18 protein-coding genes and 2 pseudogenes are annotated in these 23,944 nt (G+C 67.9%); 11 read left to right on the top strand and 9 right to left on the bottom strand.

Translation table 11 applies throughout. The features are described 5' to 3' along the window. The first annotated feature begins 40 nt into the window (after positions 1 to 40). Genes paaA through J1M43_RS02720 form a run of 6 tightly spaced genes read left to right on the top strand, consistent with a single transcriptional unit; the run spans position 41 to position 4,827 of the window. Positions 41 to 1,015: a 1,2-phenylacetyl-CoA epoxidase subunit PaaA gene (gene paaA, locus J1M43_RS02745; protein ID WP_206475663.1), complete on the top strand. Its 975-nt coding sequence runs from the start codon at positions 41 to 43 to the stop codon at positions 1,013 to 1,015. Further along, a complete protein-coding gene (gene paaB / locus J1M43_RS02740) occupies positions 1,015 to 1,317 on the top strand; it encodes a 1,2-phenylacetyl-CoA epoxidase subunit PaaB (RefSeq protein ID WP_206477301.1) in 303 nt (100 codons plus the stop codon). Before paaA ends, paaB begins: the two co-directional genes overlap by 1 nt. After that, the gene (gene paaC, locus J1M43_RS02735) at positions 1,314 to 2,390 is read left to right on the top strand and encodes a 1,2-phenylacetyl-CoA epoxidase subunit PaaC (RefSeq protein WP_235272346.1); all 1,077 of its coding nucleotides are present in this window, start codon (positions 1,314 to 1,316) and stop codon (positions 2,388 to 2,390) included. Before paaB ends, paaC begins: the two co-directional genes overlap by 4 nt. Continuing rightward, the gene (paaD, locus tag J1M43_RS02730; RefSeq protein WP_033105780.1) at positions 2,384 to 2,902 is read left to right on the top strand and encodes a 1,2-phenylacetyl-CoA epoxidase subunit PaaD; all 519 of its coding nucleotides are present in this window, start codon (positions 2,384 to 2,386) and stop codon (positions 2,900 to 2,902) included. Before paaC ends, paaD begins: the two co-directional genes overlap by 7 nt. Next, positions 2,902 to 4,020, top strand: a complete 1,119-nt coding sequence (gene paaE / locus J1M43_RS02725) for a 1,2-phenylacetyl-CoA epoxidase subunit PaaE (protein WP_206475662.1) — start codon at positions 2,902 to 2,904, stop codon at positions 4,018 to 4,020. Before paaD ends, paaE begins: the two co-directional genes overlap by 1 nt. A gap of 36 nt (positions 4,021 to 4,056) precedes the next feature. Beyond that, the gene (locus J1M43_RS02720) at positions 4,057 to 4,827 is read left to right on the top strand and encodes an enoyl-CoA hydratase/isomerase family protein (protein WP_206475660.1); all 771 of its coding nucleotides are present in this window, start codon (positions 4,057 to 4,059) and stop codon (positions 4,825 to 4,827) included. Positions 4,828 to 4,853: 26 nt separating this feature from the next. Here the strand turns inward: J1M43_RS02720 and pntB are convergent, their stop codons facing one another. From pntB to coaBC, 4 genes are all read right to left on the bottom strand, one after another. After that, positions 4,854 to 6,284 carry a Re/Si-specific NAD(P)(+) transhydrogenase subunit beta gene (gene pntB, locus J1M43_RS02715; protein WP_052166849.1) on the bottom strand — a complete coding sequence of 477 codons (1,431 nt, stop codon included), beginning with the start codon at positions 6,282 to 6,284 and terminating at the stop codon, positions 4,854 to 4,856. Further along, positions 6,281 to 7,846 (bottom strand): Re/Si-specific NAD(P)(+) transhydrogenase subunit alpha, encoded by a 1,566-nt coding sequence (locus J1M43_RS02710; protein WP_206475659.1) that lies wholly within the window; start codon positions 7,844 to 7,846, stop codon positions 6,281 to 6,283. Before J1M43_RS02710 ends, pntB begins: the two co-directional genes overlap by 4 nt. A gap of 170 nt (positions 7,847 to 8,016) precedes the next feature. Then, on the bottom strand, positions 8,017 to 10,173 hold the full coding sequence (locus tag J1M43_RS02705) for an ATP-dependent Clp protease ATP-binding subunit (RefSeq protein WP_206475657.1): 2,157 nt from the start codon (positions 10,171 to 10,173) through the stop codon (positions 8,017 to 8,019). A gap of 56 nt (positions 10,174 to 10,229) precedes the next feature. Continuing rightward, the gene (gene coaBC, locus J1M43_RS02700) at positions 10,230 to 11,432 is read right to left on the bottom strand and encodes a bifunctional phosphopantothenoylcysteine decarboxylase/phosphopantothenate--cysteine ligase CoaBC (protein WP_206475655.1); all 1,203 of its coding nucleotides are present in this window, start codon (positions 11,430 to 11,432) and stop codon (positions 10,230 to 10,232) included. A 62-nt stretch (positions 11,433 to 11,494) separates the two neighbouring features. Here coaBC and J1M43_RS02695 point away from each other — a divergent pair. Beyond that, positions 11,495 to 12,748, top strand: a pseudogene (locus tag J1M43_RS02695) (peptide MFS transporter); the annotation flags it as partial. Positions 12,749 to 12,787: 39 nt separating this feature from the next. After that, on the top strand, positions 12,788 to 13,507 hold the full coding sequence (locus tag J1M43_RS02690) for an NRDE family protein (RefSeq protein WP_206475653.1): 720 nt from the start codon (positions 12,788 to 12,790) through the stop codon (positions 13,505 to 13,507). Between the two features lie 5 nt (positions 13,508 to 13,512). Here the strand turns inward: J1M43_RS02690 and J1M43_RS16620 are convergent. From J1M43_RS16620 to J1M43_RS02680, 3 genes and pseudogenes are all read right to left on the bottom strand, one after another. Further along, positions 13,513 to 13,617, bottom strand: a pseudogene (locus J1M43_RS16620) (AraC family transcriptional regulator); the annotation flags it as partial. Positions 13,618 to 13,676: 59 nt separating this feature from the next. Beyond that, positions 13,677 to 14,954, bottom strand: coding sequence for a glycosyltransferase family 4 protein (locus tag J1M43_RS02685; protein WP_206475651.1), 1,278 nt, complete (start codon positions 14,952 to 14,954; stop codon positions 13,677 to 13,679). A gap of 2 nt (positions 14,955 to 14,956) precedes the next feature. Then, on the bottom strand, positions 14,957 to 16,198 hold the full coding sequence (locus J1M43_RS02680; protein WP_374058508.1) for a glycosyltransferase: 1,242 nt from the start codon (positions 16,196 to 16,198) through the stop codon (positions 14,957 to 14,959). A 137-nt stretch (positions 16,199 to 16,335) separates the two neighbouring features. Between J1M43_RS02680 and J1M43_RS02675 the strand changes: the two genes are divergently transcribed. The 3 genes from J1M43_RS02675 (at position 16,336) to J1M43_RS16615 (ending at position 19,439) form a co-directional block, all read left to right on the top strand. Next, entirely contained in the window at positions 16,336 to 16,923 is a 588-nt protein-coding gene (locus J1M43_RS02675; RefSeq protein WP_206475650.1) for a hypothetical protein, read from the top strand. Positions 16,924 to 17,024: 101 nt separating this feature from the next. After that, positions 17,025 to 18,383 (top strand): DUF2252 domain-containing protein, encoded by a 1,359-nt coding sequence (locus J1M43_RS02670; protein ID WP_206475649.1) that lies wholly within the window; start codon positions 17,025 to 17,027, stop codon positions 18,381 to 18,383. A gap of 9 nt (positions 18,384 to 18,392) precedes the next feature. Continuing rightward, on the top strand, positions 18,393 to 19,439 hold the full coding sequence (locus J1M43_RS16615; RefSeq protein ID WP_241245177.1) for a Pr6Pr family membrane protein: 1,047 nt from the start codon (positions 18,393 to 18,395) through the stop codon (positions 19,437 to 19,439). On the opposite strand, the gene J1M43_RS02660 is transcribed toward J1M43_RS16615, so the two are convergent. Then, positions 19,396 to 20,778, bottom strand: coding sequence for an FAD-dependent oxidoreductase (locus J1M43_RS02660; RefSeq protein ID WP_206475648.1), 1,383 nt, complete (start codon positions 20,776 to 20,778; stop codon positions 19,396 to 19,398). The two genes, J1M43_RS16615 and J1M43_RS02660, sit on opposite strands and share 44 nt — an antisense overlap. 76 nt (positions 20,779 to 20,854) lie before the next feature. Further along, complete coding sequence (locus J1M43_RS02655) at positions 20,855 to 23,845, bottom strand: glycoside hydrolase family 38 C-terminal domain-containing protein (protein ID WP_206475647.1); 2,991 nt, start codon at positions 23,843 to 23,845, stop codon at positions 20,855 to 20,857. Positions 23,846 to 23,944 lie beyond the last annotated feature (99 nt).

Below are 23,944 nucleotides of genomic sequence, written 5' to 3'. Positions count from 1 at the left end.
AATTACTGAACGTACGGTCAGGAAAGACGAAGGAGTCGCGATGACCATCCCTGATGTCGCGAGTGAGCTCTCCGCCGAGCAGCGCCGATTCGACGAGATCATCGCCGCCGATTCGCGCATCGAGCCGCGCGACTGGATGCCGGATGCCTATCGCCGCGCGCTGATCCGCCAGATCGGCCAGCACGCGCACTCCGAGATCATCGGCATGCAGCCGGAGGGCAACTGGATCACCCGCGCCCCCAGCCTCAAGCGCAAAGCCATCCTGATGGCGAAGGTGCAGGACGAGGCCGGCCACGGACTGTATCTCTACTCAGCCGCGCAGACTCTCGGCATCACGCGCGACGAGATGACCACCCAGCTCATCGAAGGCAAGGCGAAGTACTCGTCGATCTTCAACTACCCCACCCCGACCTGGGCCGACATGGGGGCGATCGGCTGGCTCGTCGACGGCGCGGCGATCTGCAACCAGGTGCCGCTGTGCCGCGCGTCCTACGGACCGTACGGGCGGGCGATGATCCGCATCTGCAAGGAGGAATCGTTCCACCAGCGGCAGGGTTTCGAGATCCTGCTGTCGCTGATGCAGGGAACGGTTGCGCAGCAGAAGATGGCGCAGGATGCCGTCGACCGCTGGTACTGGCCGAGCCTGATGATGTTCGGTCCTCCGGACGGCGACTCCCCGAACTCGGCGCAGTCGATGGCGTGGAACATCAAGCGGTTCTCGAACGATGAACTGCGCCAGCGGTTCATCGGGATGCTGGTGCCCCAGGCCGAGGCGCTGGGCATCACGCTGCCCGATCCCGAGCTGCACTTCGATGAGGAGACGCAGCAGTACGTCGGCGGCGAGATCGACTGGACCGAGTTCATCGAGGTGCTCGGCGGCAACGGTCCGATGAATGCAGAGCGGCTGCGGGCCCGGCGCGAAGCACATGAGGACGGCGCCTGGGTGCGCGAGGCCGCTGCGGAGTATGCGCGCAAGCAGGTCACCCGCAACTCGAGCTCGAAGGAGGCCGCATGATGGTGAGCACCGAGACCGCATCCGAGACCTGGCCCCTGTGGGAGGTGTTCGTCCGCGCGAACCGCGGCATGAGCCACGTGCACGCCGGGTCACTGCACGCGCCGGACGCCGAACTCGCCGTCCGCAACGCCCGCGACCTGTACACGCGTCGCGGCGAGGGCACGTCCATCTGGGTCGTGCCGGCGGATGCCATCACCACGAGCGATCCGGATGCCAAGGGCTCGTTCTTCGAAAGCCCCGCAGGCAAGAACTATCGTCACGCGGTGTACTACACCGCATCCGAGGGGGTGCCCCACCTGTGAGCGACTCCACCTCCCCCAGAGGGTCGTTGAGCGATGCCTTCCCCCGCGGGTCGTTGAGCGATGCCTTCCCCCGCGGGTCGTTGAGCGAGCGCAGCGAGACGAAACGCGTTGAGCGAGGAGCGCAGCGACGAGACGAAACGCCCACCGAAGTGCAGGCTTCGACTCCCTCCGGTCGCTCAACCCGTTTCGTCTCGCCTTCGGCTCGCTCAACGCCCCGAGAGGAGGCCGCCAGAGGCGAGTCGAAACGTCCCGCCCCGCACGTCACCGTCGACGAGGTCGAACTCGCCGCCGAACTCACGGGCGATACCGACACCACCGCGACTCCCGCCGTGGCCGAGTACGCCCTCTGGCTCGGCGATGACGCGCTGATTCTGTCGCAGCAGCTCGGCGGATGGATCGCACACGCGCCCGAGCTCGAAGAAGACGTCGCGCTCGGCAACATCGCCCTCGATCTGCTCGGTCATGCACGGTCGCTCCTGCACTATGCGTCCACAGCCTGGGCAGGCACCACCGACGGCCGCAGCGAAGACGATCTGGCGTACTTCCGCGACGAGGCGGACTTCCGCAGCGCCTGGCTCTTCGAGCAGCCCAACGGAGACTTCGCGCAGACGATCGCGCGGCAGCTCACGGCATCCGCCTACATGTTCGAGCTCTACTCGGCTCTTCGTGCATCGAAGGATGCGACGCTCGCCGCCGTCGCAGAGAAGGCGCTGAAGGAGGTCGACTACCACCGCGACCATGCCGTGCAATGGACGCTGCGCCTCGCCGGCGGTACCGAGGAGTCGCGACGGCGAATAATCCGCGCGCTCCGGGATGTGTGGCCGTACGTCGACGAGCTGTTCCGCGACGAACCTCTGATCGACGAGCTGGGCGGCATCGCGGCTCGCCCGTCCACTCTGCGCCCAGGGTTCGACGCGGCGATCGCCGCGGTCTTCACCGAGGCCGAACTCGACATCCCCGATGTGAGCGCGTCATCGGGCGGCGGCCGCCGCGGTCGGCACTTCCCCACCATGGGACATCTCCTCGCCGAGATGCAGGTCCTGGCGAGGCAGCATCCGGGGGCATCATGGTGACGAAGACGACCACGCGCCGCGCACACGCCTGGGCGGTCGCCGCCACGGTGACCGACCCCGAGATCCCCGTGCTCACGATCGAAGACCTCGGCGTGCTGAGAGACGTGACCATCGATCACGAGACGGTGATCGTCACGCTCACCCCCACGTACAGCGGATGCCCCGCGCTCGACGCGATGCGCGACGACGTGGTCCTCGCACTCACGGCGGTGGGCTTCGACGACGTCGAGGTGCGCACCACGCTGTCTCCGGCGTGGACGACGGATTGGATGACGGATGCCGGCAAGCAGAAGCTCCGCGACTACGGCATCGCCCCGCCGCACGCGCGTGCCGCAACCCTTCGACAGGCTCAGGGAGCGCAAGGCCCGGTCAGGCTGCAGCTCGCGGTGAAGTGCCCCCGCTGCGGATCGCTTGACACCCGTGAGGTCTCCCGTTTCGGTTCGACCTCGTGCAAGGCGCTCTTCGAGTGCCGCGCCTGCCTCGAACCATTCGACCACTTCAAGGTGCTGTGATGAGAACGACCACGCGCCGCCGCGGGCGCTTCCATGAACTCACCGTCTCCGACGTGCGGCCGCTGACAACTGAGAGCATCGAGGTCACGTTCACGGTCCCACCCGAGTTGCACGGCGAGTACGACTATCTTCCCGGGCAGTACGTCGCGCTGCGCGCGCGCGTCGAAGGCCATGAGGTACGGCGCAGTTACTCGATCTGCCGACCGCCGACCGTGCCGACAGAGGCAATGCTCGGCAGCATCAGCGTCGGCATCAAACGCGACCGCGGCGGGCTGTTCTCAGTCTGGGCACACGAGAATCTGAAACCCGGCGACCGTATCGAGGTGATGAGTCCAGAGGGCACGTTCACCACGAACCTCCCCGACCTCGACCATGCGCACGTCGCCGGCATCGCGGCGGGCTCCGGCGTGACGCCGATGATGGCTCTCGCGTCGCACGTGCTGGCGTCGTCGCCGACCGCGCGGTTCAGCCTGGTGTACACGAACCGGGCCACGCAGGACGTCATGTTCCTCGACGACCTCGCCGACCTCAAGGACCGCTACCCGGCTCGCCTCGCCCTGCACCACGTGCTCTCCCGCGAGCAGCGCACCGCACCGCTGCTGTCCGGACGCATCGACGCCGACAAACTGAACGCGATCCTCGACTCGCTGTTACCACCGGAGGCCGTCACCGAGTGGTTCCTCTGCGGACCGTTCGATCTCGTCGCCCTCTGTCGCGACACGCTCGAGAGTCGGGGGGTGCCGCCTGGCAGCATCCGCTTCGAACTGTTCACGAGCGATGCCGACGGCCCGCGCATCGACCGCGGGCGCCCGGTCGTCATCGGCGAGGGCGACGAGACGCGGCGCATCGAGTTCACCCTCGACGGGCTTTCATCAACCGTGGAGTCGCCGGTCGCGGCGAACGAGGCGATTCTGGATGCTGCGCTGCGAGTGCGCGGCGACGTGCCGTTCGCGTGCGCCGGAGGCGTCTGCGGAACGTGCCGTGCGCGGCTGATCGAGGGTGAGGTGCGGATGACTCAGAACTACGCCCTGGAGCCCGACGAGATCGAGCGCGGATACGTCCTGACGTGCCAGTCCCACCCGACGACGAAGAGCGTGGCCGTCGACTACGACTCCTGATCCGACACGACGCCCGACCCGAGCCGAGGAGCGAACATGATCGACCTGACCATCACCGACGACGTCGCCCACGTGGTCCTGAACGCTCCGCACAAGCGCAATGCGCTCGACGTCGAGGCGCTGACAGAACTCGGCGACGCGTACGACGCAGCCGAGGCCGCGGGCGTGCGGGCTCTCGTGCTCCGCGGCGAGGGTGCCGGATTCTGCGCCGGGCGCGACATCGCCGGCGTGGACCCGGCAACCGACGATGTGACCGGATACCTCAGCCGGCTCGTCACTCCGGTGCTGCAGAAGATGTCGGCATTCCCCGCTCCCACGTTCGCGGCCGCGCACGGCGCGTGCCTCGGCGTCGGGCTCGGGCTACTGATCGCCACGGACGTCGTCTACGTCGCCGACACCGCGAAGATCGGCTCGCCGTTCGCCGCACTCGGGGCGACGCTCGACTCCGGCGGGCACGCACTGTTCTACGAGCGCCTCGGCGCGCACAAGACGCTCGACCTCGTCTACACAGGGCGACTGATGAGCGGCACCGAAGCTGTGCAGTCCGGTCTGTTCTCGCGGGTGCTGCCGGCCGCCGAAGTGATCGCGGCGACCGTTGCCGCAGCATCCGCGGCCGGCGCTGGCGCGACGCAGGCGTTCCTCGCCAGCAAGCGCCTCGTCGCCAGGCTGCGCGACGAGCGCCTCGCACTGTGGGATGCCGTCGCGGAGGAGAACGCGAACCAATCGTCGCTGCGCGACACCGACGACTACCGCGAGGGCTTCGCGGCGTTCCAGCAGAAGCGCCCGCCGCAGTTCACGGGGAAGTAGCTCTCGGCTGCGCCGGCACTACACCGCTACAGCGCCCGGAGGATGTCGTCCACCCGCTCCTTCGCATCGCCGAACAGCATCTGCGCGTTGTCCCGGAAGAACAGCGGATTCTGCACTCCTGCGTATCCGGACGCCATCGAGCGCTTGAACACGATGACGTTCTCGGCCTCCCAGACCCGTAGCACCGGCATGCCCGCAATCGGACTCGACGGGTCCTCTGCGGCGGCCGGATTCACGGTGTCGTTCGCACCGATCACGAGGACGACAGCCGTGGATGACAGGTCGTCGTTGATCTCGTCCATCTCGAGCACGATGTCGTACGGCACCTTGGCCTCGGCCAGCAGCACGTTCATGTGTCCCGGCAGGCGCCCGGCGACAGGGTGGATGCCGAACTTCACATCCACGCCGCGATCGCGCAGCTTCTGCGTCAGCTCGGCGACCGGATACTGCGCCTGCGCGACCGCCATGCCGTAGCCGGGCGTGATCACGACGGAAGACGCACCGGACAGCATGTCGGCCACCGAGGCCGCATCGATCTCGCGGTGCTCACCGTGATCGACATCATCCGAGCTCGGAGCGGCGATGCCGAACCCGCCGGCGATCACCGAGATGAACGAGCGGTTCATCGCCTTGCACATGATGTACGACAGGTATGCACCGGACGATCCGACCAGCGCGCCGGTGACGATGAGCAGGTCGTTGTTCAGCAGGAAGCCCGCGGCGGCCGCGGCCCAGCCCGAGTAGCTGTTGAGCATCGAGACGACCACGGGCATATCGCCGCCGCCGATCGAAGCGACCAGGTGCCATCCGAGCGCGAGGGACAGGGCCGTGACGACGATGAGCAACGCGAGGGACGGGGTGATGACGTACCAGACCGTCAGGGCGATGAACACGACGATCGCGCCGACGTTCAGCAGGTTCTTGCCCGGCAGCATGAGCGGCTTCGACGAGATGCGCCCTGAGAGCTTCAGGAACGCGACGATCGATCCGGTGAAGGTGACACCGCCGATGAAGATGCCGATGAACACCTCGGCGTGGTGGACGTCGGCGAGAGCGCCGGTGAGTCCGGGGGCGAACAGGTGACCGTTCCAGCCGACCAGCACGGCGGCGAGACCGACGAAGCTGTGCAGCAGTGCGATCAGCTCTGGCATGCCCGTCATCTCGACGCTGCGCGCCCGCCACAGGCCGATCACGGCACCGACGAGCATCGCGACGAGCAGCAGCACGAGGCCGACGACGGCCTGCGGCTGACCCCACGCCCCCTGGAAGGTGACCCAGATCGTGGCGACCAGCGCGATCGCCATGCCGACCATGCCGTAGGTGACGCCGGCGCGCGAGGATTCGTGCCGGCTGAGCCCCGCAAGGCTCATGATGAACAGCAATGCGGCGACGATGTAGGCGGCACCCGCGACGGATGCGGCGATCGCTGAGCCTGTCGAAGCGTCGATGGTGCTCACTTGCCGGCTCCCTTCGAGAACATGTTCAGCATTCGCCGCGTGACCGCGAACCCTCCGAAGATGTTGACGGATGCCACGAGCACGGCGAGCGCGGACAGGATCTGCACCACGATGTTCGGGGTCGCGATCTGCACGATCGCGCCGACGACGATGATGCCCGAGATGGCGTTCGTGACACTCATCAGCGGCGTGTGCAGCGCGTGCGACACCTTGCCGATGACGTAGAAGCCGACGACGACCGACAACATCAGCACGGTGAAGTGCTGCGGCAGCGGCGCGGGGGCGACGGCGTTGACGAGGAACAGCGCGGCGATGCCGGCGGCGATCAGGGCGACCTTCGCTCCGGCCGAGAGAGGCTTCTTCGCTTCGACAGGCTCAGCGAGCGAAGAGCTTCCGGTCCCTGAGCTTGTCGAAGGGCCCGGCGCCGCCGACACCTGCACGGGTGGTGGCGGCCAGGTCTCCTCGCCGTCGCGAACCACCGTGACCGCGCGTTGCACGACGTCCTCGAAGTCGAGGACGAGCTGCCCGTCTTTGCCTGGGGTCATCAGCTTCAGCAGGTTGACGAGGTTCGTGCCGTACAACTGCGAAGCCTGGGTGGGGAGGCGCCCGGCGAGGTCGGTGTAGCCGAGGATGATCACGCCGTTGTCGGTGACGACGCGCTGTCCGCCCACCGAGCCCTCGACGTTGCCTCCCTGCGCCGCGGCCATGTCGACGATGACGCTGCCGGGCTTCATGCTCGCGACATCCGCCGCCGTGATCAGCCGGGGCGCGGCTCGGCCGGGGATGAGCGCTGTCGTGATGATGATGTCGACGTCGGCTGCCTGCTCGGAGTACAGCTCGGCGGCGCGGCGATCATAGGCTTCACTGGTTGCCTTGGCGTAGCCGTCGGAGGAGACTTCCTTCTGCTCGTCGGGCACGATGACGTCGAGGTACGTCCCGCCGATGGACTTCACCTGGTCGGCGACTTCAGGCCGCGGGTCGGTCGCCCGCACGATCGCGCCGAGGCTGGATGCGGCACCGATCGCGGCGAGACCGGCGACACCGGCACCCGCGACGAGCACCTTGGCTGGCGGCACCTTTCCGGCCGCGGTGACCTGGCCGGTGAAGAACCGGCCGAACTCGTTCGCGGCCTCGACGACCGCGCGGTAACCCGAGATGTTCGACATCGAGCTCAGCACATCCATCGACTGCGCGCGCGAGATGCGCGGCACGGCGTCGAGCGCGAGCGCAGTGATCCCGCGGGTCGCAAGCGCCTGCCGGAGCTCCGGACGCAGGTTCGGGCTCAGCTGCGCGATGAGGGTGGCGCCGTCCGCGATGCGGGAGATCTCTGCATCGGTCGGCGCGTTCACCTTCAGCAGGATCGGTGACGCCCATGCCTCCCCAGCGGTGACGACTCGCGCGCCGGCGGCCGCATACGCATCGTCGAGATAGGCGGAGGCCACCCCGGCGCCGGCCTCGACCGCCACGTCGTATCCGATCTTGCGCAACGCGCCCACCGTCTGCGGGGTGGCGGCGACCCTCGTCTCACCATCCTGTTCACGCACGATGCCGATCTGTGTCATGACAGCTCCCGTCGATCCGGTGGCAGACGGAACGATCCGCCGGCGGCACACATGAGACGAGACTCTATCGACGAGGCCTCAGCCGCAAGAGGATATTTCACCCCTGCGATCCGGAAAGATCTCCGGTTCTTGCCGTTTCACCAACTCCCACCGGCGCGTCGGGCAGCGGCCTACGCCGAGGTCAGCACGAGCCCAGCCCCGTCCGCGGCGACGTCCACCCGCACGGTGTCGCCGTCGCGCACCCCACCCGAGAGCAGCGCCGTCGCCAGCTTGTTCTGCATCTCGTTCTGGATGAGTCGGCGCAGCGGACGCGCCCCGTACACCGGGTCGTATCCGCGCTCGGCGAGCCACGACCGGGCATCGGGGGTGACTGCGAGCGTGAGGCGACGGTCGTGCAACCGCTGCTGCAGCTGATCGACGGTCAGCTCGACGATCTGCGCGAGGTCGTCCTCCGACAGCGCCTGGAACATCACGATGTCGTCGAGCCTGTTCAGGAACTCCGGCCGGAACGACTGCCGCACCATCGCCATCACGGCGTCCCGCTTGTCCTCGGCGGACATCACCGGGTCGATGAGGATCGGCGAGCCGATGTTCGAGGTCAGGATCAGGATCACGTTCGAGAAGTCGACCGTGCGACCCTGGCCATCGGTGAGGCGCCCGTCGTCGAGCACCTGCAGCAGCACGTCGAACACCTCAGGGTGGGCCTTCTCGACCTCGTCCAGCAACACGACGCTGTACGGGCGACGACGCACCGCCTCGGTGAGCTGTCCGCCCTGCTCGTACCCGACGTAGCCGGGAGGTGCGCCGACGAGCCGTGAAACCGTGTGCTTCTCGCCGTACTCCGACATGTCGATGCGAACCATGGCGTGCTCGTCGTCGAACAGGAACTCGGCGAGCGCCTTGGCGAGCTCGGTCTTTCCCACACCGGTCGGGCCGAGGAACAGGAACGATCCGGTAGGGCGACCGGGGTCGCTGATGCCCGCACGCGAGCGGCGCACGGCATCCGACACCGCCTGCACGGCATCCTTCTGTCCGATCAGTCGCCGCCCGAGCTCGCTCTCGAGGTGCAGCAGCTTCTCGCTCTCGCCCTGGAGAAGACGCCCGACGGGGATACCGGTCCACGCCGCGATGACCGCAGCGATGTCCTCGTCGGTGACCTGTTCGTTCACCATCCGGCCCTCGCCCGATTCGGCGGAGACGGCCTCGGCCTGCTCGGCCTCGGCGATGTCGCGCTCCAGACGCTTGATCGTCTCGTACTCGAGCTTCGATGCCTTCGTGTAGTCGGCGTTGCGCATCGCGAGGTCTCGCTGCGTGATCGCATCGTCGAGCTGTTTCTTCAGCTCTCCCACGCGGTTGAGGCCCTGACGCTCGCGGTCCCAGCGCTCCTCGAGGGCGGCGAGCTCGCGCTCCTGCTCCACCAGCTGCTCGCGCAGCGCGACGAGACGCTCTTTCGATGCGACATCCTTCTCGCGCTTGAGAGCCAGCTCTTCGAGCTTCATCCGGTCGACCTGACGCTTGAGCTGATCGATCTCGACCGGAGACGAGTCGATCTCCATCTTCAGCCGCGACATGGCTTCGTCCATGAGGTCGATCGCCTTGTCGGGCAGCTGGCGGCTCGGCAGATACCGGTTCGACAGGGCGGCCGCGGCGACGAGCGCGTTGTCGGCGATCGTCACTCCGTGGTGCGCCTCGTAGCGGCCCTTGAGTCCTCGGAGGATCGCGATGGAGTCCTCGACCGTTGGTTCACCGACATAGACCTGCTGGAAGCGGCGCTCGAGCGCGGCATCCTTCTCGATGAACTCGCGGTACTCGTTCAGCGTCGTCGCACCGATCAGCCGCAGCTCACCGCGGGCGAGCATGGGCTTGAGCATGTTGGATGCCGCGACCGACCCCTCGCCGCCGCCGGCGCCCATCAGCGTGTGCAGCTCGTCGATGAACGTGATGACCTGACCGTCGGACTCGGTGATCTCCTTCAGCACCTGCTTCAGCCGCTCCTCGAACTGACCGCGGTACATCGCGCCGGCGACGAGAGCGGAGATGTCGAGCGTGATGAGGTCTTTGTCCTTGAGTGACTCCGCGACGTCTCCTGCGACGATCCGCTGCGCAAGGCCCTCGACGACGGCCGTCTTGCCGACACCTGGTTCGCCGATCAGCACCGGGTTGTTCTTCGTGCGGCGCGTGAGCACCTGGCTGACGCGCCGGATCTCACTGTCTCGCCCGATCACCGGATCGAGTTTGCCCTGCCGTGCGCGATCGGTCAGATTGATGCCGAACTGCTCGAGGGCGGACTGCTGGTCGTCTTGTTGCGGCTGTGCGGGATTGGCCATCGTGTCCTCCTGGACTGCTCCTCTTCAAAGTTGAGTGGTGATGACTCAACTTTACCTCAACTGCGCGTTTTCTGCACGGCGTCCCACAGAGCACGGGCGACCTGGCGCTTCGAACCATCGGCCGATGCCACGACTGCCCCTTCCGCACCGATGATCTCGATCGCGTTGTCGGCCTTCTCGAAACCGTGCTCGGCGTCTGCGAGGTTGACCGCGAGCAGGTCGACGCCCTTGCGCTCGCGCTTGCGTCGGGCGCGCTCGCGGCGCTGCTCCGGATCGGACAGCGTCTCCGCCGCGAAGGCCACGATCGTCTGCCCCTGCGGGCGCGACGCGGCGAGCCCGGCGACGATGTCGGCGTTCTCGACGAGGTCGATGCGATCGAGGATGCCGGACTCCTTGGTGAGCTTCTGATCCGATGCTTCAGCGGGCCGGTAGTCCGCGACGGCAGCCGCCATGATCACGACGTCGGCGGATGCCGCGGCATCCCTCATCGCCTCACCCAGCTGCGCGGCCGTGCCGACCGTGCGCACGGTGATGCGCGGATGCCGCGCCTCGGCGAGCACGTCGGCAGTGATGTTCGCTGCAACCAGTTCGACATCGGCGCCGCGGGCCGCCGCCTCGGCGGCGAGCGCGACTCCCTGCCGTCCGCTCGAGCGGTTGCCGAGGAACCGCACCGGATCGATGGGTTCGCGGGTGCCACCCGCCGACACGACGACGCGCATCCCCATCAGATCCTCCGACGCCAGCAACGAGAGGGCCCCTTCGACGATCACCTCGGGCTCGAGCATCCGCCCCGGACCGGAGTCACCACCGGTCAGCTCGCCGTCGCCTGGGCCGAGGATGCTGACCCCGCGCTCGCGCAAGGTCCGGATGTTGGCCTGAGTGGACGGATGCCGCCACATCTCGGTGTGCATCGCCGGCGCGATCGCGACCGGTGCCGTCGTCGCCAGCAGAGTCGTACCGAGAAGATCGTCGGCGAGCCCAGCGGTCATCTTCGCGATGGTGTTCGCGGTGGCCGGCGCGACGATGACGAGTTCTGCCGCCTGACCGAGCGCGACGTGCCTGACCTTCGCCACGTCATCGTGCACGCTCGTGGTGACGGGGTTGCGGCTGATCGCCTCCCACGTCGGCGCGCCGACGAAACGCAGTGCATCCTCCGTGGGGATCACCGTCACGTCGTGACCCGCCTTGATCAGCAGTCGCACCAGATTGACCGTCTTGTACGCGGCGATGCCGCCCGTGACTCCGACGACGATGTTCATGCTTCGATTCTGCCCTGAACGAAGACCACGCGGGCGGGTCACTCCGCTCAGCGAGAATCGACGGCGGCGCCGTGTATCTGTCGACGATCCTCGGGGCATGGATCGCCGACCGGCTGCTCGGCGCGGAACGCGTGCTCTTCCTCAGCGCGATCGTCATCGTGGCAGGACACGTCGCGCTTGCACTGCTGCCCGGTTTCGTCGGGGTCGGCGTCGGCCTCATCCTCGTCGCCATCGGGTCCGGCGGGCTGAAGGCGACGGCGACCGCAGTCGTCGGCACGCTGTACTCCGCAGACGACACACGGCGCGACGGCGGCTTCTCGCTGTTCTATCTCGGCATCAATCTCGGCGCCTTCCTCGGCCCGCTCCTCACGGGGCTGCTGCAGTCGACCATCGGCTTCCACTGGGGCTTCGGACTGGCCGCTGTCGGCATGACGGCCGGCCTCGTGCAGTACTCGTTCGGTCGTCGCGCGCTTCCTGACGAGGCCCGGAAGGTCTCGAACCCCCTGCCGCGGCGCGGCTACCCGCTCGTCGGCGGCATCGCAGCGGCAGCGGTGGTCGTCATCGTCGTGCTCGTCCTCACCGGGATCATCCGTGCCGACAACCTCGCACTGGTCGTCATCATCACGGTCATCGCCGCGACGATCGCGTACTTCGCCGTGATCATCGGCAGTGGCAAGGTCACATCCGAGGAACGCAGCCGCGTGTGGGCGTTCGTGCCGCTGTTCCTCACCTCGGTGGCGTTCTGGTCGCTGTACCAGCAGCAGTTCACCGTGCTCACCGTGTACTCGGACAAGCGCCTGAACCGCGACCTGTTCGGCTGGGAGATGCCGGTGTCATGGGTGCAGTCGATCAACCCCGTGTTCATCATCGTGCTCTCGGGCGTCTTCGCCTGGCTCTGGACGCGACTCGGTAAGCGGCAGCCGTCGACGCCGGTGAAGTTCGGGCTCGGCGCGATCGTGATGGGCGGCGCGTTCCTGCTGTTCCTGCCCTTCGCAGGGGGCGGCGAGAACTCGACACCGTTGCTCGCGATCATCGGCATCCTGTTCGCGTTCACCGTGGCCGAGTTGCTGCTCTCCCCCGTCGGGCTGTCCGTGACGACGAAACTGGCCCCGCAGGCTTTCCACACGCAGATGGTCGCATTGTTCTTCCTGTCCGTGTCGCTCGGTACGGCACTGGCAGGTCAGCTCGCGGTCTTCTACGATCCGGCGAACGAGGTGCCGTACTTCCTCGTGCTCGGACTCATCGCGGCGGCGGTCGGCGTGGCGATGCTGCTCGGCGCCAAGCCGGTGCTGCGCCTCATGAAGGGCGTGCGGTAAACCGCCTGCCCTCAGCTCGCACCGCCTAGACTGGCGACCGTGTGCACCGTCGTGATCGATGTCGCTGAGCTCGCGACTGATGGATCCAGAGGGTCGCGACTGCTCGCGGTCCGCGACGAGGATCCGCAGCGCGCATGGGACTCTCTCGGCGAATGGTGGCCCGAGCGCTATCCGGGGGTGACCGGCATCCGCGATCGCCGTGCGGGCGGCGCCTGGCTCGCGGCCGACCCGAGCAGTCGACGCCTCGCCGTGCTGCTCAACCGGGCCGACGTGCTCGACCTCCCGGAGGATCAGGTGCTCACCCGCGGCACCCTGGCGCTGGAATCCGTCGCCGGCCGCTCTCCCGTGGCGCCGTTGCGGATGCACGGCTTCAACCTTCTCGAGGTGGGGCCGGATGCTGCGCGCGTGCTGTCGTGGGACGGTGAGAGCCTGACCGAGACACCCGTGCCGACAGGCGTGCACATGATCGCGCACGACGGACTCGATGACCCGGCGACCGCGCGCATCGCCAGATGGCTGCCGGAGTTCCGAGCTCACGCCGCCAGGTCGGACGATTGGGATGCTGAGTGGATCGAGCTGCTCGCGGCATCCGCTGCTCTCGACCCCACCGACGACGCGGCGATCATCCGTGACAACCGTCCGCACGGCTACCCGACGCAGTCGCTGCTGTACTGCCTGGCTGCCGTCGGCCATTCAGGGCTCGATGTGCGCCAGACGACCCTGCCGACACCGGCGCACTGGTCGCGCGCTGACGACTGAGCGGGTCAGGCGGCCGATTCGTCTGCGCACGCGAACTTCGCGCGATACGCCGTCGGCGTCGTGGCCAGTACCCGCGCGAAGTTCTGCCGCAGCACGGCAGCCGAACCGAAGTCGCGGGTCGGCGGTGACGCCGCGGAAGTCGAAGTCCGGCACGCCGTCATGCGCACTCTCAGCGCTGCGCGAGCACGCGCTCGTAGACCTCGATCATCGCGGCCGTGCGCGATGACTGGCGGAACGCCGCCGCGACGTCCGGATCGGGCGTCGGCGCGCGACCTGCCACGATGTCGGATGCTGCGCGCTGAAGCGTCTCGGTGAGCGCGGTGACCGACGCATCCGGCACTTCCCACAGCCCGCCGCGCAGCTCGCCGGCGATGTCCGGGTCGCTGACGACGGTCGGCGTGCCCAGGGTCGCCGCCTCGAACGGCGTCATGCCCTGCGTCTCGAATCCGATCGATGTCTGCACCACGGCATCCGCCGCGGCGATCCGGGCGAGAGTCTCGGCATACGGCAGCCGACCGGCGAACCGGATGCCGTCATGACCGCGCGCGATCTTCTCGGCGGCGCGCAGCTGCCCGCCGCCGCCGATCACCTCGATCTCGGCATCCACACGCGATTCGACGACCGCCTGGAGGAACGGCAGCAGCCGCTTCTCCGGGCTCATCCGCCCGAGCCACACGAAGCGCGGACGCCGGGTGCCGGGCGCGACGTTCGAGTCCCGCGCCGCGAGGGTCTGCGCCAGCAGCTCATCGTCGATGCCGTTCCACACCACGTCCACCGGATCGAAGACACCGTGCTGCTCGAGGCGGCGCGCGAAGTGGCCGGAAGGTGCCGTCACAGCGCTCGACCCCTGGGCGATACCCCGCAGGAACGCCCAGCCGTCGCTGCCGCCGACCGGACTGCCGATCCCCCTCATCGCCGCCCGCCGCCAGAGATTGAGCACCGCGAGCACAGGCTTGTGCAGCGGGGTGACGGCGGCCATGCCGACATCGACACGGTTGTGCATGGTGTGCACCACAGGGATGCCGTGGCGATGTGCGAAGCGATGCCCGATGAATGCACCCCAGAAGTCGGCCTGCACGTGCACGAGGTCGACGGGCGGCCGGTGCGCGAACGCCCGATCGAGGAATCGGTCGGTGCGTCTGCCTGGCCACGACATCGAGTACTCGCGGTCGACCGTGATCGGGACCGATGGCAGGTCAAGGTAGCCGGCGTCCGCGGCTTTCGGCCCCTGGCCCTTCGGCCCCTGGCCCTTCGGCCCCTGGCCCTTCGGCCTCTGACCCTTCGGCCCCTGGCCCTTCGGCCCCTGAGCCTGTCGAAGGGGCATCGCCGGGGCGACGACGGTCACGGTGTGCCCCGCGCGCTCCAGATATCGTCGCTGCAGCCTCATCGACACCTGCGCGCCGCCGAGCGAGTCGAGGTGCTGATCGCCGAAGAAGACGATGTGCATGGTTACGCCGGCAGCGGTTCGTCGCGATAGAGCGCTTCGAAAGTGTCGAGCGTGCGATTGATGTCGTGCACCATGACGCCGTCGAGCGATGCCTGCTGCATCCGCTCGTACGCGGCAGGCTCCGCCGTGAGCACATCCGTGAGGCGTGCCGCGAGGTCGTCGGCGTCGCCCGGTTCGAACAGGTAGCCGTTCTCACCGTCGTGCACGAGGTGCGGCAGTGCGACGGCATTCGCTGCGACGATCGGCAGGGCCGACGCCATCGCCTCCATGGTCGCGATCGACTGCAACTCGGCGATCGAGGCGATCACGAACAGGCTCGCGCGAGAGAGCAGTGCACGCAGCTCCGCGTCAGTGGTGCGTCCGTGGAACGTGACGCGGTCGGCGAGACCGAGCTCGGCCGTGAGCCGCTCGAGGTTCTTGCGCTGATCGCCACCGCCGACGATGTCGAAGGTCGTCTCGAGCGACGGGTCGAGCTTCGTCATCGCCTGCAGGATGACCTCGACCTGCTTCTCGGCGTTGAGGCGGCCGACGAAGATGATGCGGTTCTTGTCACGCGGTGCGAGCACGGGCGTGTACTGCGTGCGGTCGATGCCGCAGCTGATCGGGATGACACCCTGCACCTCGACGGTGCGCTCGAGGAAGTCGGCGGCGCGACGTGTCGGGGTGGTGATGGCGCGCGTCAGGTCGAAGGTGCGCTTGGCATCGGCCCAGGCGAAGCGCAGCACCAGGTCGTCGATGAACTTCGGCATCGTGGTGTGATCGAGGATGTTCTCGGCCATCACATGGTTGGTGGCGATGATCGGGATGCCGCGCTCAGCCGCGATGCGCGCGAGTCCACGGCCGATCACGATGTGCGACTGGATGTGCACGACATCGGGCTGCACACGATCGATGACCTTGCGGGCATAGTGCTTGGTGCGCCACGGCCACACGAACCGCAGCCAGTCGTGCGGCGCCCACCGCACCGACGGCAGCCGGTGCAGCGTCATCGGCTCGCCCTCGATCACCTCGGTCTGGGGCTCCGCTCTGCGGTACTTCCGGTTCGGCGCAACGACGTGCACATCGTGACCGCGCTGCACGAGACCTGCCGCCAGCCGCTCGGCGAAGCGGGCCGCTCCGTTGATGTCCGGGGCGAACGTGTCGCATCCGATCACGATGCGCAGCGGTCGATCACTGCGTGACGGGGTGGGCTCGGGGGCGCTCGACGAGGCGATCTTGTCGATCGGAGCGTCAGAGGAGGTCACGAATGGCAGCCTTACGGTACGCGTCGGGGAAGAGCCCTGTTCAGGGCGCTGGCAACTCTACCCGAGCGGTCTGCGGGCGTTCGGGAGGCCAGCCGGAGTCAGGGTTCTCACGCAGACTCATCCTCTACCGTGGTGACATGCGCATCGCCAGCTCCGCAGACCCGCAGCTCTGGATCCCCGTGACCGACTCCTTCGGCTGGAAGGGGCGCCGTCACCGCAAGGCCGCATTGCGGATGCTGATGGGCAATGCCGTGCAGGCAGGCGGCGGCACCCCGGCTCGCGGAACGCGCATCGGCGCGTGGGCGATCAGCCAACTCGCGCCGGCGATGATGAAGCGCGCGGACGGCCGCGTGCTGGTGTGGACATGGAAGTCCGAACCCGAACTCGTGGTCGCGATGGCGACGACGCAGGAACTGACGAACGACGTGCGCACGGCCAGGGCCATGATGCCGATGGAGTACGACGACACCGAGTCGTTCCCCACCCGACTCGGCGTCGGCGAGAAGCTCGTGATGTCCTTCCCCGAGCAGCCATCCGCACCTCCATTCGCCACGTACACGTGGGACACCGGAACGCACCTGGTCACGCTGACCGCCGTGGGCGGCTCCCGCGAGACGTTCGGCACGCTGATCCCCGCACTGGATGATCTGGCCCGCAGCATCCGCATCTCCGACGACCTGGAAGGCGGAGAGTCGCCCGACGTACTGCGAATCGATCCAGCCTGATCGGATCCACCCGCCGCACGGCCGTTCCTCCTCGCTGCCGACTGACCACCCGAAGAGCCGCTTCGTTCCTTCCGCGAGCCATCGCCTGCCATCATTGGCCGATGAGCACCACGTCGGCACGCCCGCCCTCCCGCACCGAGCTCTTGGAGCAGGGGCGGAGCGCTCGACGAGCGGCGCCGCGCGCGGATCTGGCTCTGCTTTCGGATGCGCCCCGCGATCCATTGGGCATCCTCACCGAGCAGGATGCCACTCGCCTGCCCGATCTCGTCCCGCTGCGGGCCGAGCGCATGGCAGCGAGTCCCTTCGCGTTCTACCGTGGGACTGCCGCTCTGATGGCAGCCGACCTCGCGGACGGGCCGCACTCCGGCATCCTGGTCGCCGCGTGCGGCGACGCGCACGTGTCGAACTTCGGGTTCTACGCCTCGGCGCAGCGCGCCCTCATGTTCGATCTGAACGATTTCGACGAGGCCGCGTGGGCACCGTGGGAGTGGGATGTGAAGCGACTCACCGCGAGCATCGTCGTCGGCGGTCAGGCATCCGGACGCTCGGATGCCGTGATCGAGCACGCCGTGCGCGCCGCCGTGAAGTCGTACGCTCGCGGCATGCGGACCAACACCGCGCTCAGCCCGACCGAGCGCTACTTCACGCACTTCGACGTCGAATCCACCAAGAAGATGCTCGATCGCGACGCGCAGCGCGCAATCCGCAAGGCCGTGAAACAGGCGCAGCGCCGCACCGGCGAACGCGCCGTGCAGCGCCTGACCGAGACGGGCACCGACGGTCGGCGACGCTTCGTGCACCAGCATCCGACCCTCAGCGCCGTCGGGCCTGAGCTGCATGACCTCGTCGACGACCTGGTCGAGCAGTACCGTCGCACCGCCAGCAGCGACGTCGCCCTGCTGCTCCAGCACTATGCAGTGTCGGACGTCGCGAGACGTGTGGTCGGCGTGGGCAGCGTGGGCACCCGCTGCTACCTCGTGCTGTTCGAGGACGGCGACGGCCACACCCTCCTCATGCAGCCGAAGCAGGCGTCACAGAGCGTGCTGGTGCAGTACGGCCGCGTGGCGCAGCCGGCCGTGCTGACCGAGCTCATCGAGGCGTCCGGCGAGGGCGCCAGAGTCGTCGCGATGCAGCGGATACTGCAGGCGCTCTCCGATCCGTTCCTCGGCCATCTGCGCAGTCCCAACGGCGACTTCTACGTCCGCCAGTTCCACGACATGAAGGGCGGCGTCGAGGTGGAGGAACTCGATGACGGGCCTTTCGTCACCTACGCCAGGGCGTGCGCCGCGACGCTCGCGCGTGCGCACAGCCAATCGGTGTCGGCGACGGAGGTCGCCGGCTACATCGGCGGAGGCAGGTCGATCGCCGACGCGCTGCTGTCATGGAGTCGCGAGTATGCGGCGGTCTCACTCGCCGACCACCGCGCGTTCATCGCGGCACGCAGACATCCCGCAGTCTGATGGACTACATTGGCGGAGGCAGCCGCAGACCTTCTCGACCTGATCGAGCAGAGACTGTCGCGTCGCGATCTCGCGGCAGCATCCGCCACACTCTCACCGGTGCCGACCTGGCAGATCGTGCAGACGCTGCGCCGGATGCGTGCACGTCTCGCCGATGCGGAGACGATCTACACGCTTGCGGTGAGCGATCACGCGCGTCGCGTCGTCGGCGTGGTCAGCCTCCGCGAGATCGGGCTCGTGATCGGGTGCACGCTCCTCGCGGTGTGCTCTGTGGCAGCGACGACCTCGGGATCTGAGCCGGCTGGGGCCCGTCGATCGGTGACCGCGAGTTCGACACCGGGGCAGTCCTCCGTAGAATCGCCGGATGACGTGGAACCGCGTCGAAAGGGGAGGCTGGCGGCAGTGAGGGCACGAACGATGTTCGGCGCACTCCGCCTTGTCACGGCGGCCGTGTGCCTCGCTGCGCTCATTCACCGGCTGTTCTGGGGCCTCAGTTCCCAGACCATCGCCGGACGCAACTTCTTCGCGTACCTCACCGTCGAATCGAACTTCGCGCTCGTCGTGCTGCTCGTGATCGGCGGGGTCATCGCTTTCCGCCGCGACGATGATCCGCGTTGGTTCAGCGTCGCCCTCTCACTCGTCCTCACGTGGACGATCACCGCAGGGCTCGCGTTCGCGCTCATCGTCTGGCAGGCCGGGCTCCGCGGCATCCGTGTCGACGTGCCATGGTCGGATCAGGTGCTGCATTTCTGGCTGCCGGCCTTCGCGGCGATCGCATGGACGCTCACACCGGGGCACCGCTCCGTGCCGTGGTGGATCATCCCCGGATCCCTTGTCTTCCCGCTCGTGTGGGGCGGCGTGACGATGTGGCGCGGGCCGATGATCGGCTGGTACCCGTACTACTTCCTCGACCTGCGCCAGGTGAGCGGGATCGGGGAGTTCCTGCTCACGAGCGCGCTCGCCCTGGCGATCTTCGCGCTCGTCGCCACCGTGCTCGCGGTGATCAGCCGGGTCAGCCCGTCGCGGCGGAAGGCAGGAAGAGTTCGAGCGACGTGAGCGCCGACAGCAGCGCGCCCTCCTCCTCGAGTTCGGCGAACTTCTCTGCGTCGTCTCCGCCGACGATGCCCACCAGCAGATTCTCTCCGGTGACCGGAAGCAGGTTGATCCAGGTGCGCACCGGCACCGTGTCCTCCCTCACCAGGCCACCGCCGCCCAGGCCATCGCCCACGACATGCCAGATCGTCGCATCGGTGTCCCAGAACGGCTCGTCGTAGCGCAGCCAGATCGTCTCGACGTGCCCCATGCCGAGCGCGTTCAATGCCCCTCGGTGCGTGAAAGGCAGCGGAGGGGCGAATTCGATGCCCTCGCGCTGCAGCACACCGAGCGGAACCGTGACCACGACACGATCGAACGACGTCGACTCTCCTGTTCCGAGCCGCAGGCTGACACCTGAGTCGTCGTAGGCGATGCGGGTCACCGGCGAGGACAGGGTCAGCTGTGCATCCCCCAGCCGCTCCTGCACGAACTCCGTGAGATCTCCGATGAAGCCTTGCGAGACGGCGAGCGGCAACGCAGGGGGGAACCAGGCCGAGAGCTTCTCCGCGTCGGCCCCCGAGGTGGTCGCGAGGTACGCGAGCAGCGCGGCGAGAGTCGGCTCTTCCGGGTCCGCGCCGGTCGCGGTGAGAGCCTCGGCCAGCGAGACATCGGCCGGGAGTGCCCGCGCCGCGGCGATCGCGGTCTCCATCGCAGCGTTCGCCGGCGGCTCGATCGCGCCCTCGGGCGAGCGCCACAGCGCCGTCGCCAGTTCCACGGTCTCGGCGAGGGCGGTGTCATCGTCCGCCCCGACCAGCCACCCGCCGAGTTGCACGGGCAGTGGCCAGTCATCTTCGACCTGGGAGTGGATGCGTCCGCCAACACGATCGCGCGCCTCGAAGACTGTCACCTCGACGTCGAGGTCGGCGAGGTCAGCGGCGACGGTCGCCCCGGCGAGGCCCGCACCGATCACCGCGATGCGCTCGCCTGCTTCCACGGTGGCACGCAGGCGCATCGCCGCGCTCTCACCGGAGTGGATGGCGCCTCGCATCGTGCCGGGGTTGTCGGCATCGGTCGCCTCGCCGGCGAAGTACACCCGCCCCTGGACCGGCTCGGCGAGGGTCTCACGCGTCGCCGACTGCACGCCGATGCGCGTATAGCTCACGGCACCACGCGAGAACGGGTCTGTCGCCCATGCACTGCGCATGCTCGCGGCGGGTGCGGGCACCTTCGTCGTCGGCAACGGAGTCGGCGTGCGCGTCGGGGTTCGCGTCGGCGTCGGCTCGGGCGTGCAGGAAACAAGCAGCACGCCGAGAGCGCCTGCTCCGGCGCCGATCAGCAGCTGGCGACGCGTCATCCTCATCGTGTGGCCAGACTACCCGCTCGCGGCCGACTGCCACCTCGGCGCAGGAGAGGGAGGCCCCGCTGATCGCACGGATTCAGCGCACGATGCGGAGAGTGCGCACCTCGAAGGGCCGCAGCTTCAGGTCGCCGCCGATGCGGGCGTCGTCCAAGGCGTCCTCGATCAGCGACACCTCACGGATCTCACGGTGATCGAAGTCCGCCGTGAGCGATCCCGAGACACGTCGCCCCAGCGACTCATACGCGCGCACGATGACGTCGCCCGAGCCGTCATCCGCGAGCTTGACGCTCGACACGATGATGCCGTCTCCGCTCACTGACACGAGCGGAGCGACATCGGCACGGCCCCGCAGCACGGTGGACGGAGCGTTGAGCTGAATGCCGGCTCTGGTGGCCTCGGCGGGCCCGGCACCGATGACCATGCCGGTGGTGATCACGTGACGGCCGTGGTCGGTGTCGGGGTCGGGGAACCGCGGGGCGCGCAGCAATGACAGCCGCACCGTGGTGGTCACCGAATCGTCCTCCACCTCGCGCATTGTGTCGTAGCCGTAGATCGAGTCGTTCACCAGAGCGACGCCGAAGTCGTGTTCGCGCACCAGTACGAAACGGTGCATCGAGGTCTCGAACTTCGCCGCCTCCCAGCTGGTGTTCGTGTGCGTCACGCGCGCCTGGTAGCCGAACTGCGTCTCGGCCTCGGTATGCGATGCCTGCACATCGAGCGGGAATGCGAGCTTGAGCAGCTTCTCGGTCTCGCGCCAGTCGATGTCGTTGACGATCTTGACGGTCCGCGAATCCGGTTCGAGCGTGAGGGTCTGCGTGATCGTCGACTCGGAGAAGGCACGCTCGATGACGACCTCGGCGACGCCATCGACAAGACGGGAGCGGATGCCGGTCACATCGCGCAGATCGGTGGTGCGGTTGCGGTAATACCGATCGATGTCCCACGCGTCCCAAATGTTCGGGAAGTCCTGGTGCAACTGCAGCAGGTTGGCGGCCTTGCCGCCTGCGACCGCCTCGCGACCGGTGGCGAGATCAACAGCCGAGACGATGAGCCCCTCTGCCGAGATCCTCACGCGCACCAGCGCGTTCGCTAGCACGATGTCATCGCCGGATGCGTCGAGGGAGACGGAATCAGCGGATGCCGCGGCGACCGTCGCTCCGAGCGGCGCCGGCCCTGCAACCGAGACCGGGGAGAACACCAGCGCACGGTCGCCTTCGCCTGCGAGGGAGCGGCGCGCAGCATCCGAGATCGCCTTCGCCCTCGCGATGACGGCTTCGAGCGCGGTGACGGCTTCACGATGCACCCACGCGATCGACGTTCCAGGCAGGATGTCGTGGAACTCGTGCAGCAGCACGATCTGCCACAGCTCGTCGAGTTCGGCCTGCGGATACGGGGTGCCGTTGCGCACAGCATCCGTCGTCGCCCACAGCTCGGCCTCGACGAGCGCATGCTCCGCCCAGCGGTGGCGCGACTTGGTGCCGTGCTGGCTCGTGAGCGTACCGCGATGCAGTTCGAGATAGAGCTCGCCGACCCAGACGGCGGGATGCGTCAGTTCGGCCTTCGCAGCGTCGAAGAAGGCATCAGGATGCTGCCACTCGACGCGTGCGCTTCCTTCGAGGTCGTTCATTCGCTTGGCGCGACCGACCATCTCACGCGTCGTGCCGCCACCGCCGTCGCCCCAGCCGACCGGTGCGATCGAACGGGTGGCGACCCGGTTCTCCTTGAACTGACGGGCGGCCTTGGCGACCTCCATGCCCGAGAGCTGCGAGTTGTACGTGTCCATCGGCGGGAAGTGGGTGAACATCTGCGAGCCGTCGATGCCCTCCCACAGGAAGCTGTGGTGCGGGAAGGCGTTCTGCTGGTTCCACGAGATCTTCTGCGTGAAGAACCACTCGAATCCGGCGCGGCGCATCAGCTGCGGCAGTGCCGGCGAGTAGCCGAAGCTGTCGGGGAGCCACACGCCCCTGGAGCGGATGCCGAACTCGCGCTCGAAGAAGCGCTGGCCGTGCGAGAACTGGCGCACGAGCGATTCACCGGTCGGCATGACCGTGTCGGATTCGACCCACATGCCGCCCAGCGGCAGGAAGCGCCCCTCGGCGATCGCGGCCTTCACGCGCGTGAAGACCTCTGGACGGTGCTCCTTCAGCCAGGCGTACTGCTGCGCACTCGACATGCCGTACTGGAAGTCCGGCTGCTCCTCGAGCAACGACGTCATCGACGACGTGGTGCGGGCGACCTTGCGGATCGTCTCGCGCAGCGGCCACAGCCAGGCCGAGTCGATGTGGGCGTGGCCGATCGCGGAGATGCGGTGCGCGCTGGCCTCTGCCGGTGCGGCGAGCACGTCTTCGAGCTGAGCACGGGCAGCGGGTGCCGTCTCGACGATGTGCTGAAGGTCGAGGTCGTCGAGCGCGTTGTCGAGCGCCTGCAGGATGCGCATGCGGCGCGGCGCGGTCGCAGGAAGTTCTGCCTGCAGCTCGAGCAGCACGTCGAGGTCGAGGGCGAGTTCGAACACGTCGGGCTCGAAGACCGCGAGATCCATCCGGCGAGCGCGGTACAGGGGCTCCTTCGATGAGGTGAGGATGTCGCCCTCCTGCGTGGGGAGGAAGGGGTGGTAATCCAGCAGCACCGGGTTGGACGCGGCCTCGAGGTACAGCTCGACCGGCTCATCACCCGCTGCGACCTCGGCGATCGGCAGCCACTGATTGCGCGGGTTGAGGCTCTTGACCGGCGTTCCGTCGGCACGGTAGACGAGCGCTTCGCACTGGAAGCCGGTCATGTTGACGTCGAAGCCCAGATCGATGACGGCCTCGACACGGCGGCCCGCCCACTCTGCGGGCACCTGTCCGGTGAGCCGGAACCAGGTGGTTCCCCATGCCGGTCCCCACGCCTCGCCCACTCGCGCCGGTGCGTACTCGAGCGCGAGACCGTCGGATGGAGCGATGGGCTCGCCTGGCAGCTCGTGCGCCTGGACCGTGAGCGGGACGGGCGCCGAATGGATCGCGGGACGGATCCGTTCTTCGAGGACTCGCTTGACGCGGCCGATGGTGAGTGAGGTGTCGTCATGCATGAGTCAGATCGTAACCCGCCGGCCGAGACCGAGTTTTCCGCACGAGACCGACCTCCACACGATCGGTCTCGTGCAGGAAACTCGGTCTCGAGCGGGGGC

The sequence above is a fragment of the Microbacterium sp. KRD172 genome, from assembly GCF_017168295.1.
Classification (GTDB): Bacteria; Actinomycetota; Actinomycetes; order Actinomycetales; family Microbacteriaceae; genus Microbacterium; species Microbacterium profundi.
This window is presented reverse-complemented; position numbering and strand designations above follow the sequence as displayed.